Origin of the sequence: Rubinisphaera italica (assembly GCF_007859715.1) — a bacterium.
Taxonomy (GTDB): Bacteria; Planctomycetota; Planctomycetia; order Planctomycetales; family Planctomycetaceae; genus Rubinisphaera; species Rubinisphaera italica.
Map to the genome: position 1 here is coordinate 5665386 of NZ_SJPG01000001.1, position 18006 is coordinate 5683391.

Below are 18006 nucleotides of genomic sequence, written 5' to 3' on the forward strand. Positions count from 1 at the left end.
AGTCCTCATGAATTATAAAACATTTTTTAAATCTGCTACAGACGGCTTTAAACCATACCCCTATCAGACACGACTCGCGGAAGCGGAGTTGTTTCCCGAAGTGTTGAGTGTGCCCACGGGAGTTGGTAAGACTGCTGCGGTGATTTTGGCCTGGATGTATCGTCGTCATCTTGATGAGAGCGCTTCTCAAACTCCTCGGCGGCTCATTTATTGTCTGCCGATGCGAACGCTGGTTGAGCAAACTCACGAAGTCACTCGATTATGGCGCGACCAGTTGCAGCAGGCTGGGTTGTTGAAGAGACCTGTCAATCTGCACGTACTGATGGGCGGCGAAGAGGATACCCGTTGGTATGCCTCCCCTGAGAAGGATGCGATTTTGATTGGAACTCAGGATATGCTTTTGTCCCGGGCGTTGAATCGCGGTTATGGGATGAGTCGTTATCGCTGGCCGATCGATTTTTCGCTCGTCAATAACGATTGTCTGTGGGTTCTGGATGAGACACAATTGATGGGCGTCGGCTTGACGACGTCTGCTCAATTGCAGGGTCTGCGTGAAAAACTGCAAACTTATGGAAACTGCCAGACATTGTGGATGTCCGCGACGCTCAATCCCGATCCACTCAATACCGTGGATCACCCATTGCCGAAAACCGGGAAATGGCTATCGGAACAGATTGAAGCAGATGACCGGGAGGATGATCGTGTCGAAAATTTACTGACCGCCTCAAAACCATTGCTGCCAGCAAGTCTGGCTGTTCCGACAGATTCTGCATCTCGAAAGAAATACCCTCAACAGCTGGCTGAGCAGGTTTTGAAATCGCATCAAGCAGGTACTTTGACACTGGTGGTTCTCAATCGCGTCGATCGAACTCAGGAGACATTTCGCCAGCTTCAGAAGCAGACAGAAAAAGAAAATGGACTCGAAATCAAATTAATCCATTCTCGATTTCGTCCTCATGAGCGGGGACACATTCAGTCGGAAGCATTGAAGGAACAGAGTATCCCGCCAGCAGGACGAATTCTGGTTGCTACTCAAGCAATTGAAGCGGGAGTCGACATCTCGGCGACCACTCTGTTTACAGAACTGGCTCCCTGGTCTTCACTGGTGCAGCGATTCGGTCGCTGTAATCGAAAAGGAATTTGCGGAACTGATAATCACCCGAGTGCTCAGATTTTCTGGATCGATCTTGATACTGAAAATGCCAGGCAGGCTGCACCTATTGCATTGCCTTACACGATTGAAGAGATGGATCGTGCCAGAGATGTGATTCGTAATCTAACCGATGTCGGCCCTCAATCACTTCCGAAGGTGACAGAACCCGAACCGATCGTGCATGTCCTTCGCAGGAAAGACCTCATAGAACTTTTTGATACCACTCCCGATTTGAGCGGTAACGATCTCGACATTTCCCGCTACATTCGAGAAGCAGACGACACGAGCGTGCAGGTTTACTGGCGTGGCTGGGAGATTGGCGAGTCGAACAGGAAACGCGAACCACCTCAGCCAGATCTCGACACATTTCCTGCTCCAGATCGACAGGAGCTTTGTGCCGTATCGATCACACAGTTCAAAGAGTTTGTCTCCAAAACACTCAAGAAGAATGACAAGACGAAATCTTTGGCCTGGGTTTGGAATCCTTTGGAGAACGAGTGGGAAGAGTGCAGGAATGTACGGCCGGGGCAAATTGTGTTGCTGCATCAACAGGCTGGTGGATACGACAAGGAACTTGGCTGGACGGGTGAAATTTCAGATGGGCCGGTCAAGCCTTGTTCTTCCGGAAAAAATGAGACGTTTCTGCCGGCGATGGATCAGGAAGAACCGGGAACGGCGATTACCATACAAACCCACTTGAACGAGGTTGGCACTTCCGCGATCCAGTTACAACAAGCCGAAGATGCTCAGTGGGATACAGCGATTCCATGGGAAGAAATCATTCGAGCTGCCTGGTGGCACGATGTCGGGAAGGCTCACCCGGCTTTTCAGGGAGCGATGCGGGGGGCGAATTCGGAGTTGCCGGAGGATCAACTGTGGGCGAAATCGGGACGTAATGGGGGCTATCTTCAATACATGATGAAAGGTGGAGAAGAGACGATAAACCGCCGTGGGTTTCGTCATGAACTCGCCAGCGCACTGGCTTTCTTACAACAACATGCCGCTGACCCTACCGTGAATCTGATCGCGTACCTGATTGCCTCCCATCATGGCAAAGTCCGGATGAGTATTCGTTGCTTGCCGAACGAAACGAAACCCAAAGATGGACGCTTATTCGCGAGGGGGTTGTGGGATCACGATGAATTACCTGCTCTCGAAATAGGTAATGGTGAAGTCTCCCAAGCCGTCAATCTGGAACTTTCTGTCATGCAATTGGGTGACACTTGCAATGAGGCAGGTCAAACCTGTCCGAGTTGGCTTTCACGAACATTACAACTGCGTGACCAATACGGCCCGTTTCGACTGGCTTTTCTGGAAACACTAATCCGTATCGCCGATTGGCGTGGCAGCAGCAAGAGGGACGCACAATGAAAACAGCAACCTACGATCTCGAATTGACCGGCTGCACACCCAAACCACTGGCTCACTATCTGAAAGCCCTGGGCATTTTGCGACTGGTCTCCGAACAAATACCCGAAAGCCAGGCTCAGGGCTGGTGGCAGAACGACACATTCTGGCTGCGTTCGACTTTGGATCGGGAAGCGTTAATTAACTTCTTTCTGAATGATTACTCACCCAGCCCAATTGTTGGGCCGTGGGGTGCACGAAGTGGATTTTTTGAGGCCTCTTCAGAAAAAGCTGCCCGAGAAGCCCTGACTGCAATTCAAACTGAGAATAACCCTCGACTTTTGTCGATGAAAAATGCAATCAGTGCGGTTCAAAATATTTTAGTTCAACTGGGGTTGAGTCAGAAGGCCGAGTCAGAGGAAGACAAGTTAGCACTGTTGCGTGCCTGTCGGAATCGAATGGATGATGAATTATTGGCCTGGTTAGATGCGGTTTATGTGCTGACTACTGAGAGTCGTGCCTTTCCCCCACTTTTGGGTACCGGGGGTAATGAAGGAAGCGGTTCCTATATGTCGGGGTACGCTCAGCAGATTGTGGCTGTACTCATTGAGCGAAAATGGGATCAGTCTTTGTCTCCCTCATTATTTGGCACAACCGGACTGAATCTATTTGATAAACAAACCCCTGGTCACTTTTTGCCTGATGCTGCGGGAGGGCCAAATTCTGACACAGGTTTTTCCGCCAATACTTTTCTGAATCCCTGGGATTACCTGCTGGGTTTGGAAGGCTCATTGATGTTCGCGGCCTCGGCTGTCAAACGACTGGAGGATCATCGTGATGGTTCCCTTTCCTATCCGTTTTGCGTTCGTACAGCAGGTGTCGGATACGAATCAGCAGACCTGTCTGATGAATCTTCAGGCCGTGCGGAAATGTGGTTGCCCCTTTGGAGACAACCGACGAATCAGAGAGAACTGGAGTCTCTATTGAGTGAAGGGCGAGCAGTTGTCAATCGACGAAAATCAAAAACGGGAATTGATTTTGCCCGAGCCATAGGGACTCTTGGAATTGATCGCGGCATCTCAAAATTTGAACGATACGGATTTCATCAACGCAATGGGTTATCGAATTTTGCAGTTCCTTTAGGGGAATTTAATGTCGCGACAAAACCAAAGTCGGGTGCATCATTGCTGGAAGAGCAGAACATCGACCAGTGGCTCAGTCGATTTCGCAGTTCACTGACCAGCAATTCTCCTGCCAGGGCAAGTCGAGCATTACGTGCAATCGAAACAGCAATTCTCAAGCTTTGTCAGCGAGGCAACCCATCCGACATCCAGCAACTACTGATCGCACTCGGTGAAGCCGAAGCCACGATTGCGATTTCTCCCAAACTTCGAGATGGCGAAAAAGGATCGGGACTTTCTCCAGTTCCACTTCTTAAAATGGACTGGCTCGCTCATGCGTATGACGTTAGTCCAGAGTTTCATCTCGCAGCTGCTCTGGCCAGTGTGAGACATAACGAAGTCGGACCCATCCGCAAGCATCTCGAACCGATCGATCTGAATGCTTTCCACAAAAGGTGGCTCAAATGGCTCGAAGTCGCCAATTCTCCCAGTATCGTCTGGACCAGCGGAAATCTGGTTCGCAATCTCAATGCGGTGCTCAACAGGAGGTTGATTGAGGGAATTCAAATTGGCAAACAGCAAGGAGACCAGGAACTCTTAGCTCCTATTGAGGGAAAATATCCCGCGTCGCTGAGCGATATCCACGCTTTTATTAACGGTAAGCTCAATGAGCAGCGACTCGATGCTTTATTCAAAGGGCTGATGCTCCTGGATTGGAAACAACGTATTCCCGATTCTGCCTATACGCGGCAGAAATCATCAGGAGCGTGTTCACCAGATGCCGGTTATGCGTTGCTGAAACTCTGTCATCTCACCCGTCGGAATCAGGAACCTGCAATCAAATTGCAACCTAAAATTACGGCTCGGGCATTCGCAGGCGATGCAGCAGGGGCGACGACACTGGCAGCGCGAAGATTACGAATTTCAGGGATTCCCCCCGCAATCAATCAAATTCATCTTTCGGCTGAAGTCATTCAAAGAACCACTGCGGCCTTGATGTTCCCGATCTCAAGGAAATCCGAAGATGATCTCAAAGATCTGATCACTGCCAAACATCTCAAAAAAAGCGAGCCGGCGTGAAAGCTCGCGTACACAATTTGAATTCACGGTACTTAGTTTTTTACTCAGGAGACGTTCATGTCACTCGATTTTTCCACACTCGATCAACACCCCCGCATTTTGATGCAGGTTGCTCTCCAACCCGTACAGGGGTCCCGCTTTCAACCGACAGGCTTCCCCGACTTGGGGCCGGCCACTTTCAAGGGTTTCAATAAAGAAGGAAACTCTGTCGATTGCCTATTGGTCGAGTCTGCTCAGTCCATGGCCAATCGACTCGAAGCCGTTTGCTGGGAAGAAGGTGAGGGTTGTATTGTTAAGGCTCTTGATGGTCTCCCATTTATCGAAGTTTCTGAGGGGGGGAAGGTCATTACCAATTCCCTGCTGGAATCACATCGTTTGAACAGTCCTTACATTCTGGAAAGTAAGGATCGAACATTTTTTGATCAACTCAAAGAAGAGTTGGGAGGTTTGGAAGTCGGGCGAGTCGACCTGCGTCAACTCGCAACAATTCTCATCAAATATGATCCGAATTCATTGATTCATGGAATCTTTCTGGCCAAAAAAGAACTGGCCGGTGGACGACTGCGATTGCCTCGTATTCTCTCTTCATTCATCGAAGCCCAGAAGGTGGAAGTCGTTGCCAGTGGTGGGGTGAAAAACGATAGCCACGATCCGCAGGGAGATACGAAAAAGGGATTCGGCAATGTCCCATTCCATCGTGAAGAATACGCTTCCCCCAGCATCACCGCCTATTTCAATCTCGACCTCGCTCAGCTTCGAGGCTACGGACTTGATGAGGATACAAATACGCTCCTCATTGCACTCTCGCTCTACAAAATTCGTAAGTTCCTGCGTGAGGGACTCCGCCTGCGAACCGCGTGTGATCTGGAGCCAATTGAGGATCTCATCGTAAAACGACCTCAGGAGTTCACCGTTCCCACATTGGAGGAACTGGAAGCAGAGCTTCCCGGTTTGATCGAAGCTGCCTCTCAACATTTCGCCGATCCTCGTGTGACTCAAGTCCAGTACAAGAAGTAAATTATTATGCTCACGATTGAACTGAAATTTTTAACGGGCAAGTGGCACGCCACCCCTTGGGGACGGCAGGTGAACGAAGGGGCGGTCGAATGGCCTCCCGCTCCCTGGCGAATCCTGCGGACCTTATTGGCCGTCTGGCATCATAAGCATCCGGAAGTGTCCGAAGCGGAGATGCGGGATTTGATTGACACGCTCGCCAGCGAACTACCTGTCTATCATCTCCCCACTCATGCCGAAGGACACACGCGTCACTACATGAAAGGTCATCCTAAAATAGATAAGAAGAATCCAGAAAAAAGTTTCCCCGGTGGAAAGCCAGATAAAGTATTCGATACGTTTCTGACAATCTCTCCCCAGGAAACTCTGCAGATTCATTGGTCCGAAATCACATTGTCAGATACTCAATCGGAACTTCTTGATCAACTTCTCAAATCCATTTCCTATTTCGGGCGTGCAGAATCCTGGATCGATGCCCGTCTGGGGTCATGGAAAAGCAATGCGAATGCATCTCCGCTCAATGGATCACCAGCAGAAGACCATCAGGAAATAGTACGACTCCTCGCTCCGGGAGAATTGGACCAATATGCCAACTGGCGTGAGGAAATGGTCACAGATTCGCGAAACCGTAAACTTGCCGATAAGAAATCCATCGCTCTCGCAAAGGGAAAGCCCATCGATAAAATCAAACTCTCGAAAAATGAGATTGAAAAAATCGAGACAAGCATTCCGGAAGATTTCTTCGCGGCTCTTCACATGGAAACCAGCGAACTGCGTCAGGCAGGCTGGAATCGCCTTCCTGCCAGCCAATGGGTGACCTATGTGCGTGAGAAGCAGATTCCAAGTATCACCAAGTCAGCAGTTCGAAAAAAGAATGAGTTGCCAACCGTCGCACGATATGCGATTGCCGGAGCCGTCCTACCCAAGTTGACTGACGCCATTTTTCTTTCGGAACGTGTGAGAACTTCACTTATCAGTATTTCCGATGGAAGTCCACTATTCATAGGCCGAGAGAGCAAGGAGAAACCTAGCCAGCCAGCTCATGGACATATGCATGCTCACTTTTTCTGCGAGTCCAACAACAATCTCCAAGGGCGGATCACTCATATCAGCATTTTTGCTCCACAAGGATTTGACAATGCAGCGGAAGAGGCTTTGAGTAAATTCAATAAAACCTGGGGAAGTGGCGGTCACGATTTGCAATTCGTGCTAATCGGAATCGGGCATCCCTCAGATTTCGGCGGCTCAAATGAAAAGAAAGGAGAAGCTCCGATTTTTGCCCAATCGAAAATCTGGGTTTCGCGAACTCCTTTTGTCCCAGCCGATCGACTACGCCGCCAATATCGACTTGAAGATCCTTTGGAAAAATCAAGATGCGAAAAAGATCTCGCACGAATAATTCGTAAAGAACTCGAGCGTCGTAACTGGCTGGACCAGCATTACACGACTCTGGATTCCATCACCTTAATGGATACGAAAACGAAACTCGGGGGACATGAAACCTCCTGGCTCAATTTCCGACGGGAACGAACTAAAGGGGGTGGAACAAAAGGCAATACATCAGGTTTCGGCATCAAATTAAAATTTAGCCAACAAGTCGAAGGCCCTATCGCACTCGGTTATGCATCGCACTTTGGTCTGGGACTCTTTGTTCCAGGTTAGAATTCGAGTGCAATAAATTTGGTAATTCAAGAAGTGATATTTATGGTTATTGATGATGATTTATTTTCAAATAATTTCAGAATACTTCAGTTTATCGTTCACTACTGAACGGCATGTGTGTTCTAATCGTCATGTCGAATTGACAGGGCAGCGTCAATGGAGCGTTGCCGGGTTGCATGGAGGTCTTGCGGGTCGATCACGGGACTTCAGTTGAGTGAGAGTCCACTGCCGTGGTCTTCGGAAAGGTCGGTGGCAGGCTGAAGCCCGGTCCGGTATGCAGCTCTCATGATCTCTCGCGCCGAACCAACGCCCCCGGAAAACGGGACGTCTTCCTCACCGAATGCAAACTCTCCCCTCGCTGCCAACGTCGGCATTGATGGGCTGATCCCCGTGCGAATGCTCAACGAATACAGCTATTGCCCGCGACTGGCCTATCTCGAATTCGTTCAGGGAGAATGGGCAGAAAACCTCGAAACCCTGGAAGGGACTTTCGGGCATCGCAATGTCGATAAACCTGATCGCAAGCAGATTCCCGCTCGATCAAAATCCAATAGCAAGGCTGCAAAATCGGAAGAGACTGAAGAGGAAGGCCCCACATCCATCCACGCCCGATCCCTCACGCTCTCCTCCGAACAGGAAGGTTTGATTGCCAAACTCGATCTGCTCGAAATCGAAGGCGAGACGATCACTCCAGTGGACTACAAACGGGGTAAGGTCCCCGACTTACCGGAAGGAGCCTACGAACCCGAACGCGTGCAGATTTGTGCTCAAGGTCTGATTCTTCGCGACAATGGCTATCATTGTACAGAGGGCGTGATTTACTACATCGCCTCCAAACGACGGGTTGTCATCCCCTTTGACGATGAATTGATTGCACGCACGCGAGAACTCGTCCGGTTGTTCCGGGAGACTGCGATTTCAGAAATCTGTCCGCCGCCGCTGGAAGATAGCCCCAAATGCAATCGCTGCTCACTCGTGGGCATCTGTCTGCCCGATGAAACGAATCTGCTCATCGATCAACAACAGTTGACCCATGAGCGATCGCAACTACCAGTCAAACCCGATGGCCTCCGCAAACTGCTTCCCGCCCGGCAAAATGCCCTGCCTCTCTATGTGCAGCATCAGGGAGCTTTTGTTGGTAAATCAGGAGACCGCATCACCATCAAACTCAAAGGGGAAGAACTTAGCAGTGTCCGCTTGCTCGATATCTCGCAGGTGTGCGTCTTCGGCAATGTGATGTTCTCGGCTCAGGCGATCCAGCAATTGACGAATCGGGGCATCTCCATCTGCCACCTCACTTATGGAGGCTGGTTCCACAGTATGACCTCTGGCCTGCTGCATAAGAATATTGAACTGAGAATCCGACAATATCAGACGGCAGCTCAGGCGAACGAAGCCTTGCAGATCTCCCGTCAATTCATCGCCGGAAAAATCAAGAATTGCCGAACTCTTTTGCGACGCCACCTCTCCGAGAAAGAGCATCCCGTATTGAGGCAATTGAACGAATATCATCGCCGTGCCTTGCGCGCCGAGTCCGCCGAAACGCTACTCGGTCTTGAAGGGATGGCCGCCAAAGAGTACTTCGCGGCTTTCTTTACACTTCTGCCCGATCAACCCGAGTTCGATGTCGATGGCCGCAATCGCCGGCCACCTCGCGATCCCGTCAATGCCGTCCTCTCATTTTTATATAGCCTGCTGACCAAAGAATTAACGGTCGCCCTGCAGTCGACCGGCTTCGATCCCATGCTCGGCTTCCTGCATCGTCCCCGTTATGGACGACCTTCGTTAGCGTTGGATCTGGCTGAGGAATTTCGTCCTCTCATTGCCGATTCGGTCGCCTTGACGGTGTTCAATAATCAGGAAGTCAGTCCTGATTCGTTCCTGCACAAAGCCGGGGCGGTCACGATGACCGATGCCGGTCGCAAAAGTGTGATTGCCGCCTATGAACGTCGTCTCGATACGGAAATCACGCATCCGATTTTCGGCTACAAAGTCAGCTATCGACGCATCCTGGAAGTCCAGTCTCGCTTACTCGCCCGGCACCTGCTCGGCGAATTGGCAGAATATCCCAGTTTCTTAACCCGTTAATACATACAAGCACGAAGCGTAAGCGAGTGAGTCTCTAATATTGATATAATCAGAAATTCAACAGGAGTGGACCATGCGGACCGTCTATCTCATTTCTTACGACATCACCTGCCCGAAGCGATACCGACAAATCTACAAATCGATGAAGGGGCACGGCGAGCCGATGCAGTATTCGGTCTTCCGCTGCGAACTGAGCGACATGGAATTACAGCAACTCAAAGATGCCCTCTGGCCGGTCTTGAACCTGGACGAAGATCGTGTCATGATAGTCGACCTCGGCCCGATCGAAGGCCGAGGAGACGATTGCATCGAATTCTGGGGCGAACCAATCGTCGCCGTTCAACCAAGAACAGCGACAATTATTTGAGAACAATCCGGTTCGAGCGGTCCAGTGCCGCAAAAACCCCCGGCAGCCCTCGCAATCGTAACCTGTTCCTTGGCAACCAGATACAAAAATGGTAGAATTGGATCATGCAAAATCAGCATCCCAAACCAACAGCCCTCGCAAAAGAGACGCTAACCCCCTGCCAGATCAAAAGATCAGAGGCGGGCGGTCTTCCGTCCTGAAAATGGACGGCCCCATTGAAGCATGGGGTTTCAGTGGTCTGCATCTTGTCACTTCCTTGTCTTCCGTCCTGAAAATGGACGGCCCCATTGAAGCTTTATGAAAAAGGTTTTGAGTTATGAGTAATTTAAGGTCTTCCGTCCTGAAAATGGACGGCCCCATTGAAGCTAATTGTGATTGACCATTTCCGTAAAGTAAGTTACTGTCTTCCGTCCTGAAAATGGACGGCCCCATTGAAGCTGTTCCCACAAGATCCGAAGAATTCACGATGCCTGTCGTCTTCCGTCCTGAAAATGGACGGCCCCATTGAAGCCACGTGGATGTGACAATGCACATAATGATCGCATCGTCTTCCGTCCTGAAAATGGACGGCCCCATTGAAGCCCGCTCTTACAACGAACGTAACGATTGTGCTGTCGTCTTCCGTCCTGAAAATGGACGGCCCCATTGAAGCTAAAATATCTTGAGTTGATGCGTACACAATACCGGTGTCTTCCGTCCTGAAAATGGACGGCCCCATTGAAGCAGTCGTGCGATGGCGACGCGAATTTGTTCATTAGTGTCTTCCGTCCTGAAAATGGACGGCCCCATTGAAGCCCTTACTTCTGATCTAATTACACCCATATCAGCTGTCTTCCGTCCTGAAAATGGACGGCCCCATTGAAGCTCTAATTTCCGTATGCTCCACTTCGTTCCTGTCTCTGGTCTTCCGTCCTGAAAATGGACGGCCCCATTGAAGCATGTTGGACAGTTCCGGCTCCATCACTCCATCAGTGTCTTCCGTCCTGAAAATGGACGGCCCCATTGAAGCAAGTTTCCTATGTTAATTTTCTCATTTTCTGGAATTGTCTTCCGTCCTGAAAATGGACGGCCCCATTGAAGCGGTTGTGGTTTCATTCTATCAATCGAAATATCGTGAGGTCTTCCGTCCTGAAAATGGACGGCCCCATTGAAGCTTGTCAATTGGCCCAACTACTTTTCTTTCCGCTTTTTGTCTTCCGTCCTGAAAATGGACGGCCCCATTGAAGCATCTTGATGGTGATGACTACGGGGGCTTGATAGAAGTCTTCCGTCCTGAAAATGGACGGCCCCATTGAAGCAGTCTCAACACAAGATGCATTCAGGTTCGCTCAACGTCTTCCGTCCTGAAAATGGACGGCCCCATTGAAGCAGTTACTGCTGACGATGTGTGGGTTGCACCCTGCCTTGTCTTCCGTCCTGAAAATGGACGGCCCCATTGAAGCGGAAAGATTCGCATAATAGCGACGATGTTCCACACGTCTTCCGTCCTGAAAATGGACGGCCCCATTGAAGCGGTAGTGGGCCTGACAAGGTAAGTAAAAACGGATGTGTCTTCCGTCCTGAAAATGGACGGCCCCATTGAAGCAAGTTGTGCCATCGTCTAATCCTCCTGATTATTTTGTCTTCCGTCCTGAAAATGGACGGCCCCATTGAAGCACGTTATGTCAGCGAAAGAAAATTACGGATGGGACAGGTCTTCCGTCCTGAAAATGGACGGCCCCATTGAAGCAATGCGTTACGGATATCATCATTGTTCGCAAGTCGGGTCTTCCGTCCTGAAAATGGACGGCCCCATTGAAGCCGTAGCTGCAGGGCAAATACCATCTGGACCTGAGATTGTCTTCCGTCCTGAAAATGGACGGCCCCATTGAAGCGATCAGTCAGCAATTCCCAATTCGTCGAGTCTTCTTGTCTTCCGTCCTGAAAATGGACGGCCCCATTGAAGCCGTCGGCGTATGACCCTCGTGAATGGCTCGATACATCCGTCTTCCGTCCTGAAAATGGACGGCCCCATTGAAGCCTGATCAGGTTCAAGAACTTCTGAAAGCCATCGGGGGGTCTTCCGTCCTGAAAATGGACGGCCCCATTGAAGCTCATAACTAGACACTTTCCATTGTTTGCCGAATAAGTCTTCCGTCCTGAAAATGGACGGCCCCATTGAAGCCGCGGGGTGGCATCTCTGGCGACTGCTTTACCCTATGTCTTCCGTCCTGAAAATGGACGGCCCCATTGAAGCCAATATTGCAAGCAGTTCAACCCTACGCATGTATCCGTCTTCCGTCCTGAAAATGGACGGCCCCATTGAAGCCAGCCATTTCCAAGTGTTCTGTTTCATCTGTTTCTCGTCTTCCGTCCTGAAAATGGACGGCCCCATTGAAGCAAATTTAATTTTGCGAAGAGCGTCCTGATAATCAAGTCTTCCGTCCTGAAAATGGACGGCCCCATTGAAGCTCGTCCGTCGTGCGAGCCGCATCGTAATGTGCGTTAATGTCTTCCGTCCTGAAAATGGACGGCCCCATTGAAGCGGCCCGAGCTGCGATAATGGTGAAGTTGCAGCGGCTGTCTTCCGTCCTGAAAATGGACGGCCCCATTGAAGCACTAACGTTGGTAAATATCTCTCTGAACTTAGTTGGGTCTTCCGTCCTGAAAATGGACGGCCCCATTGAAGCAGATGACTAATCCGTATTTAGACGATACTGACGCTGGTCTTCCGTCCTGAAAATGGACGGCCCCATTGAAGCAACTTTATTTCCTTCTAGATCAACTAATCCTCGTTCGTCTTCCGTCCTGAAAATGGACGGCCCCATTGAAGCTGCAATGTGGGGTTCTTGCAAATCAGGAACTACACCGGTCTTCCGTCCTGAAAATGGACGGCCCCATTGAAGCCCTTTGAGTCATCCCAAAGGTAGCAATTTGCGTTTTGTCTTCCGTCCTGAAAATGGACGGCCCCATTGAAGCTTCTGATCATCCTTGCGTTTTCCTCTTTCGTTCGTGTCTTCCGTCCTGAAAATGGACGGCCCCATTGAAGCCGCAGCAGTTTTCGCAGTAGTTTTGTCTTCCGTCCTGAAAATGGACGGCCCCATTGAAGCTATGGGATCGAAAAAATGCCGAGGATTAAACTTCCACGTCTTCCGTCCTGAAAATGGACGGCCCCATTGAAGCAATAGCAACGCTGATCAAAGCTGGGTTGTTCAAGACGTCTTCCGTCCTGAAAATGGACGGCCCCATTGAAGCTGAAACTCATTAGACTACCTCTGGGAGTGTCTTTCGTCTTCCGTCCTGAAAATGGACGGCCCCATTGAAGCTTATGAACCGGGCTGCTGCCGATTATCACTCCCATGTTGACGTCTTCCGTCCTGAAAATGGATGGAACGAGCTGATTTATTATCACACAACACTAAGAACGCAACAGTTGATTCAAAAGTGGATTCAAAGCAAAAAGAGACATACCCATGCATGAGTATGTCTCTAAAGAAATTTCCTAATTAAGTTGATGAAGAAAGAGCAGTTTTTAGGTTGCTAAGCCCTTCTATTACTGGGACTGTCCTGAATTATTGAGATGGAGTGTTTTTCGGCGGTCTGGGGCTTTAACTCCCCTCTCAGTATAAACTTCATTCAACCACGCACGAATCTGAACATCAGACACATCGCATTTCTCAGCAATGGTTTTCAGTGGCATACCGGACTGATCCCATTCAAATGCTTTCTGTTTCATTTGCTTTCGATGATCAGCAGTCGTTGGAACAGGGAGATCACTGGATTGAAACCAGAAATCAATTGCCTTTTTCACAGTCGGTGAACTGCAGTCAAACTTTTCGGCGATTCTGGCAAGCGACACTCCCTGCTTGAAATCCTCGGCGACCTCATCGGCGATCTTTTGATAAGCCGGGACTTTACTTTGTTTATTCGTGAGGGAGGCTCTGCGGGTACGTCCATCTTCGAGAGTTTCGCCAGCATTATCCGCTGCCATTTTCAGGAGATTGGAGACTGTCGCTTTACAACATTTCAGCTCTTCTGAAATTTGCTTTCCAAGCATTCCCTGCTGGTGCATTGACCAGGCGAGTTCTACGCGAGGATCGACATCGGACGGTTTCCGAAATTCTACCGCCAGGGTAGTTCTCTCAGGGTTGTTCCCATATCTTCCAAAAAGTTCTCTGCTGGCACAATTCTCTAAAGACGAAGTGAACCGACCCTCCAGCCAGCCTTCTTTTTTGCTTCGTCCCCCTCTCTGGAAGACTTCGATCCGACCGCTAGTGAGTTGAAAGAGAAGCTCGCGTAATGCATCAACTTCCGCCGGAGGTCCAAACTTAGCGACATTCAATAATGTGACTTCGATTTGTTTCAGATACTTGTGAATATCATCCTCGGATGGAATGGAAAGGATTGAAATATTTTGATCATCTGCAGCTGCTAACTGCTTTTCGACGTCTGTTAATGTCTCCCGCTTTTCTCTACGAATTCGTTCGAGATCGAGTGCCTGAGATTCAGACGTAGGTTCTTCATGCAGTAGCAGGTTGAGTGCTCTAGTAAGCTGTTTTTTTCGCAGCTTCAAATTCTCAATATCTGAATCATCGAGATTTCGATAATGCTCAACAGATCTCTGACAAACTGCGACAATCCGTGCCACAAGTTGCTCATCCTCCTGAATCAAACCTGCCAGTTTTTCACATAGTAACTCGAGGGCGAGATCGCGCCTGAGATACGAATGCAACGAGCGATGTTCTCTCGACTTCAGTTGGCATCTTGGACAGATCAGATATTGAGACTTGCTACCACCGACGATGAGGCTGCGGTCATGGTCTGAACAGAAGAATAGACCATTGAGAATCTGAGCAGGGCGATCAATAGCACCAATCCGATTCTTTCGCTTCTGATATCTTTGCTTCAATTCCAGCAATCGAACCTGAGCCTTCTGGAATAGCTCATCTGAGACGATGCGTAACTCTTCGAAATGCTGGCATCTTAAGGGTTCATCTCGTTCACACTGTCGAACGTATCCCTCTTCAGACATCAACATTGATTCTGTGACGCCATAGGCCCAGTCACCCAAATAGCGTCTATTTTTAAGTAGCCTGGTTACGGCCTGTCGCGTCCACGCCCCTTGGCCTTTACGCGATTCGGGAACGTCCGGGCTGTCATTTAATCGTTGAATGATCGTGTTGATCGATAGCTTCAAAACGACAAACCACTCAAAAATCTTGGAGACCCAGCGCGCCTCCGGCTCATCAATGATGATTTCCTGGTCAAATTTTCCCTTTTGATTGGCAATATCAGAAATCCGTTTCCCACGGTACCCGTAGGCCAAAGTCCCAGTGACTTGTCGACGGTCAAATTTGCCCATATGAGAGGCACGGATATGATCCACATACATTTCCGAGGCGAACTCATCAAAGACTGACAGGAACAGCAGGAAACGCTTCCACTTCGAATCTGTTTTCGAGTCGATGCCATTCATGACAAACACGACCCGCCGTTTTTTATGTTTAACGGCCTTTTCAACAAAATTCATACATTCGCTTGACTTGCGATATAATCGATTTGTCGCAAAGACCAGCAGAGTCTCAACCTGTTTACTCAAGAGACAATCTTTCATCTGTTGTAAACCAGCTCTTTTTCCATGGCGTCCCGTTTTTGCCACATCGTAATAAATGTGTTCCAGCGGTACATAAATGTCATTCTTTGAGGCGAATTCCAAGCAAGTTCTCACCTGATCAATAATGCTGTTCTGATACCGAGAACTATACCTGGCATAAATAGCCGCTGGCACTGAACGGGTTACGCCTGAGAACTGCTGCGAGTATTCCCGCCAGAGAGCTTCGATTTGAGCGGAAGTCTCTGATTGAGTAATCTCGCAATCATCGATATCATTTGGTGAGAACGCTTTGGCGGCTGACAACATCGTCAGCACACCCAGAAGCACTAAGTAACTTAAAGAACCGGGTGAATTAGAATCTCCCGGCCCGAGGCTCGCAAAATCAAACTTGTCCCGGATTTGTCCCTGTTTGCTACCTCCACAACCAGCAACGACCGGAACTGACCAGCAGTATCCGGATTTACCTAATCCGTTGGGCTTCAAACAGTTGGGTTGTAATTGCCGTGTATGAAGCACTTTACGAAAAGCAGGTGCCCCGAAAGATTCTTTCGGGGCGGCGCAGCCGTGCGCAGTAGTATCTTGATGTATTGTTCGACATAATTCATTGATGTCAGATAACAGGCAACAATACCAGGATCAGCTTTACTGTCACTTTGTCACATTTTCGTGTCATCGTCGCCGCAACTTGCTTCAGCCTGACTCGCCAAAACGGATCTTACTGGGAAAACTCAACGAACAGTTAAGCAGACAGTCGGCGATTTGTGTTGGATTTGTAGTGATGCCGGATCATATGCATCTGCTCGTCTGGTTTCCTGAGACGGGTCAGTTAAGTCGTTTTATGCAAACATGGAAACGGCTTTCCAGTCATGCGATTCGCAAATGGTGGGAAGAAAATCGTCAGAACTATTCGATGAACGTCGACCTGAGTGAAGGCATCTGGACACCAAAATACTTTTCTTTTGAGATTTCAGAGCAGCAAAAGCTGACGGAGAAACTGAACTATCTTCATCTCAATCCTGTGAGGGCAGGACTTGCCGAAAGGGCTGTCGACTGGAAATGGAGCTCCGCCCGCTGGTATGAACAACACAGATCAGTCGGCGTTCCCATTAAATGGATCGAGTAAACACAAACAGCGCACGGCTGCGCCGCCCCGAAAGAATCTTTCGGGGCCACCCACATATTTTCGTTGAAATTTTAAGAGATACAAATAAGAAAAGAGCAAGTCTTTTCAGACTCGCTCTTTTCTGGTCAGTTTCGACGATAAAACCTCTGTCTCGCTTAATATGCCAATCCCGGTGCCAGTTGGGCGTGGAACTCCAGGATTTTGTGTTCGCCGCAAGGGATCACTTTCAAGCATGCGACTTTGCCTGAGCATTTGAGGGCGTGAATCCAGTCATCTTCGCAGATGATGCGGATGTCATCGAACATTTTGATCACATCGCCGGGAGCCAGCCCCAATCGGCAAGCTTCACTGTTCGGCTGAATTTCTTTGATGAGCATCCCTTCAGGACACATCACACCAAAGAAACCGAGTGAGGGCAGTGGAGCAGGACAGACAGGTTTTTCAACAATGACTTCTTTGACAATCGGTTTAACATAGTGATTGCGGTGGTAAGTTTTCTTGTAACCATAATTTCCACCACCGTAATGGCCGCTGTAACTTTTTTTGTATCCACCTTTTGAACAGCCACCTGCTTGTGCAGTTGTGCTGAATGTGGTGAAAGCAGCCAGAGCGATCAGTGTGAGAGTAATGCGTGACATGATTGATTTCCTTTGTGTGATTTTGTTTAAGTTACTGACAACATTGTGTTGCCTCTCACACTTAAAATCGAAAAGGAGTTCCGGGAGGGGACATGGAAGGTGGAAGGCTGAAGGCGGAAACAAGGGGGGACTAATCCTGTTCATCCACCTCATAAAAAATTCGAACCCCCGATTCGAACTTCTGCCACCAGCGATCACACCAACGTCCCACGGCTTCTGGCGGCGAAGATTTTCTGACTGTTTTATGATCAAGTGCTCTCTGGCAAGCTTCGAGTGTTTCTCCATAAATGACATATTGATCATCAGACAATTCTGCGATTGCCCAGTGTTCGTCTCGCTCTTTCACAAATTGCTTATCAGGCCACATGTCACTTAACCAGCTTTTATAAATGGCGGCACCATCTTCAGTGAAGCTAATCACCCCCTCCAGGCCTTTTGAATCATCGTCTCTGTCGTAGGTACCAATCAAACCGTCAACAATTTCATACCCCTCTCTGTTTAAGTGTTGGGCCATCCTGTCCACAAATTCAACATCGAGAAATTGTAACCAGCCTTTTGTAAAAACACGTTCAATGGATCTTTTAACTTGATCGGGATACTGGTGTTGAGAATTCCCAAAGGATCTTTCTGTTAAAAATTCAAGGGACGTTCCTTGACCATGCCCATACCAGATTGTTTCAAGGATCGTTAAGTCCCAAGGATTTAATCCTAATTTTTTTGCACTGGATTTCCAGTGCCGTTTGACATCATCTTCCTGCCATTCATATGTCCAAAGTATTTCCCATTCATCCCAGGTTTCGGTTGTCATACTTCGGAAGAG

General features: G+C 49.0%; 10 protein-coding genes and 1 CRISPR repeat array. Of the genes, 7 read left to right on the forward strand and 3 right to left on the reverse strand.

Features of this window, described 5'->3' with window-relative positions:
- The first annotated feature begins 7 nt into the window (after positions 1-7).
- From cas3g to cas2, 6 genes are all read left to right on the forward strand, one after another.
- Positions 8-2524 (forward strand): type I-G CRISPR-associated helicase/endonuclease Cas3g, encoded by a 2517-nt coding sequence (gene cas3g / locus Pan54_RS26930; RefSeq protein ID WP_146505534.1) that lies wholly within the window; start codon positions 8-10, stop codon positions 2522-2524.
- Complete coding sequence (gene cas8g1 / locus Pan54_RS21625; protein ID WP_146505535.1) at positions 2521-4701, forward strand: type I-G CRISPR-associated protein Cas8g1/Csx17; 2181 nt, start codon at positions 2521-2523, stop codon at positions 4699-4701. The genes cas3g and cas8g1 overlap by 4 nt, the downstream gene beginning before the upstream one ends.
- 57 nt (positions 4702-4758) lie before the next feature.
- Positions 4759-5718 carry a type I-G CRISPR-associated RAMP protein Csb1/Cas7g gene (gene cas7g, locus Pan54_RS21630; protein ID WP_146505536.1) on the forward strand — a complete coding sequence of 320 codons (960 nt, stop codon included), beginning with the start codon at positions 4759-4761 and terminating at the stop codon, positions 5716-5718.
- 6 nt (positions 5719-5724) lie between these two features.
- Entirely contained in the window at positions 5725-7377 is a 1653-nt protein-coding gene (gene csb2 / locus Pan54_RS21635; protein ID WP_146505537.1) for a type I-G CRISPR-associated protein Csb2, read from the forward strand.
- A gap of 285 nt (positions 7378-7662) precedes the next feature.
- The gene (gene cas4g/cas1g, locus Pan54_RS21640; protein ID WP_207310200.1) at positions 7663-9465 is read left to right on the forward strand and encodes a CRISPR-associated endonuclease Cas4g/Cas1g; all 1803 of its coding nucleotides are present in this window, start codon (positions 7663-7665) and stop codon (positions 9463-9465) included.
- 73 nt (positions 9466-9538) lie between these two features.
- Positions 9539-9832: a CRISPR-associated endonuclease Cas2 gene (gene cas2 / locus Pan54_RS21645; RefSeq protein ID WP_146505538.1), complete on the forward strand. Its 294-nt coding sequence runs from the start codon at positions 9539-9541 to the stop codon at positions 9830-9832.
- A 186-nt stretch (positions 9833-10018) separates the two neighbouring features.
- Positions 10019-13137: direct repeats of the CRISPR family, unit length 36 nt; unit sequence GTCTTCCGTCCTGAAAATGGACGGCCCCATTGAAGC.
- 227 nt (positions 13138-13364) lie between these two features.
- Here the strand turns inward: cas2 and Pan54_RS21650 are convergent.
- Entirely contained in the window at positions 13365-15941 is a 2577-nt protein-coding gene (locus Pan54_RS21650; RefSeq protein ID WP_146505539.1) for a recombinase family protein, read from the reverse strand.
- 91 nt (positions 15942-16032) lie between these two features.
- Here Pan54_RS21650 and Pan54_RS21655 point away from each other — a divergent pair, with 91 nt between their 5' ends.
- The gene (locus Pan54_RS21655; RefSeq protein ID WP_146505540.1) at positions 16033-16548 is read left to right on the forward strand and encodes an REP-associated tyrosine transposase; all 516 of its coding nucleotides are present in this window, start codon (positions 16033-16035) and stop codon (positions 16546-16548) included.
- A 155-nt stretch (positions 16549-16703) separates the two neighbouring features.
- On the opposite strand, the gene Pan54_RS21660 is transcribed toward Pan54_RS21655, so the two are convergent.
- Both Pan54_RS21660 and Pan54_RS21665 read right to left on the reverse strand, forming a co-directional pair.
- Positions 16704-17186 (reverse strand): PDZ domain-containing protein, encoded by a 483-nt coding sequence (locus Pan54_RS21660; protein ID WP_146505541.1) that lies wholly within the window; start codon positions 17184-17186, stop codon positions 16704-16706.
- A gap of 130 nt (positions 17187-17316) precedes the next feature.
- On the reverse strand, positions 17317-17994 hold the full coding sequence (locus tag Pan54_RS21665; RefSeq protein ID WP_146505542.1) for a hypothetical protein: 678 nt from the start codon (positions 17992-17994) through the stop codon (positions 17317-17319).
- Between the last annotated feature and the right edge of the window lie 12 nt (positions 17995-18006).

Excerpts from the sequence above, each read along its gene's own strand:
- cas2 (WP_146505538.1), top strand. The coding sequence starts at position 9,539 with ATGCGGACCGTCTATCTCATTTCTTACGACATCACCTGCCCGAAGCGA.
- csb2 (WP_146505537.1), top strand. The coding sequence starts at position 5,725 with ATGCTCACGATTGAACTGAAATTTTTAACGGGCAAGTGGCACGCCACC.
- cas7g (WP_146505536.1), top strand. The coding sequence starts at position 4,759 with ATGTCACTCGATTTTTCCACACTCGATCAACACCCCCGCATTTTGATG.
- Pan54_RS21665 (WP_146505542.1), bottom strand. The coding sequence starts at position 17,994 with ATGACAACCGAAACCTGGGATGAATGGGAAATACTTTGGACATATGAA.
- Pan54_RS21660 (WP_146505541.1), bottom strand. The coding sequence starts at position 17,186 with ATGTCACGCATTACTCTCACACTGATCGCTCTGGCTGCTTTCACCACA.
- cas8g1 (WP_146505535.1), top strand. The coding sequence starts at position 2,521 with ATGAAAACAGCAACCTACGATCTCGAATTGACCGGCTGCACACCCAAA.
- cas4g/cas1g (WP_207310200.1), top strand. The coding sequence starts at position 7,663 with ATGATCTCTCGCGCCGAACCAACGCCCCCGGAAAACGGGACGTCTTCC.
- Pan54_RS21655 (WP_146505540.1), top strand. The coding sequence starts at position 16,033 with ATGTCAGATAACAGGCAACAATACCAGGATCAGCTTTACTGTCACTTT.
- cas3g (WP_146505534.1), top strand. The coding sequence starts at position 8 with ATGAATTATAAAACATTTTTTAAATCTGCTACAGACGGCTTTAAACCA.